This is a genomic window from Ruania rhizosphaerae (assembly GCF_009805705.1).
Lineage (GTDB): Bacteria > Actinomycetota > Actinomycetes > Actinomycetales > Beutenbergiaceae > Ruania > Ruania rhizosphaerae.
The window spans coordinates 1-1,299 of record NZ_VSMB01000033.1 but is presented as its reverse complement, the minus strand read 5'-3'; the positions used below and the strand labels follow the sequence as shown (position 1 = coordinate 1,299).

1 protein-coding gene is annotated in these 1,299 nt (G+C 67.7%); it reads right to left on the bottom strand.

Features of this window, described 5'->3' with window-relative positions; genetic code table 11:
• Positions 1-532: 532 nt before the first annotated feature.
• Positions 533-1,299: recombinase zinc ribbon domain-containing protein (locus FV560_RS19935; RefSeq protein ID WP_200837848.1), on the bottom strand; the 767-nt coding region annotated here is incomplete at its 5' end.

Below are 1,299 nucleotides of genomic sequence, written 5' to 3'. Positions count from 1 at the left end.
GCTGATGCAGGACTGCCAGGCGGTTCCTGGCAAGGATGACAGGGTCTGTAGATGGTTCACGGCGCGTCACAGGAGCCTCCAGAACGAATGTTGCTGTTCTGGTACGGCTCCCGCTGCCGACCAACCTGGTTTTCCGGCCGATCAGCGGTAGTACCTACTGGTGCACATCTGGTGCCCCAGCCCGGACGCCCACTAACGCCCGGTAGCCCTGCTCGTCTGCTTCGTTTTATCCACCGCGGTAATGCCTCGGGTCCAGGTCAGACCGTCCAACGGTGCTACGTCCACCTTGAGTTCCCCGGGGGGAGCCGACGGCGGTGCAGCCAACTTACACCAATGGCATTCGGTGCAACAAGGTACCGGACTGCGCGCCACGCGGAGGCCACCGTGCGGCTCCCCAGACCCTCTTCTGCCCGGGGTACCCGGGGGCGTTTGATATCGCGCGTGATAATTCTCTCGAGGTGCATATCGAACACCCCCGGGTACCCCGGGCAGAAACCCTCGACCTGCGGTTACGCATGGCCGTTCGGGTGCCCTACTCGGGCGTTCCGAACTGCTCCTCGGGCGGTTCCCATGGTCCGGCCCCACGCCGCCACTCGTACGACAGCCGACTCAGGTCGAAGTAGCGGCCCACCTTGCCCTTCCGCACCGTCACGCGGGCCAGCGCGTCGTTGAGGACCGCACGCCGCGCCTGCACATCGTCACCCGCAGCGGTCCACGCCGCCGCGTAGGTCTCAGTGGTGCCATGCTCCACCAGCCGCACCACGGGCGCCTTGGCGCGCGCCTCGCGGCGGATTCGCCGCAGGTTGCTCATGGCCGCAGCCAGCCGCTCCGCCTCATTGTCATCGTCTGTGAGTCGAAGCTGGTCGCCCAACTCGGCCAGGCGGTGCTCAATCTCGGGCAGCACCGCCGCACCGCCCTCGTGTATCTCTTCCACCTGCGTGAGCCGCTGCGAGTCGCCGTTCACCCGCAGGAACTCCGCCACCACATAGCGGTCTAGGTTGCTCGCGGTCTGGTGGCAGCGGGGGCAGTAGTACGCGTGACGTCCGGCGGTGGTGCCCCGGTACATGCGCACGTCGCAGTGGCCGCACCACACCAGCCCCGACAGCAGCGCCGACGTCTTGGCCCTCAGCGCCCGGGGGCGGCTCTGGGCGCTGTCGCGCTCGTCCAGGCGACGAACCAGCGCGCGCCACTCGGGCACGGTCATGATCGCCACGCTCTCGTCCACTACAGGGAGGCCGTCGTCGTCGCGCAGCACCTCCGAGCCGCGCGACTTGCCAGCGTTGCCCGGGGTGTAGGCAG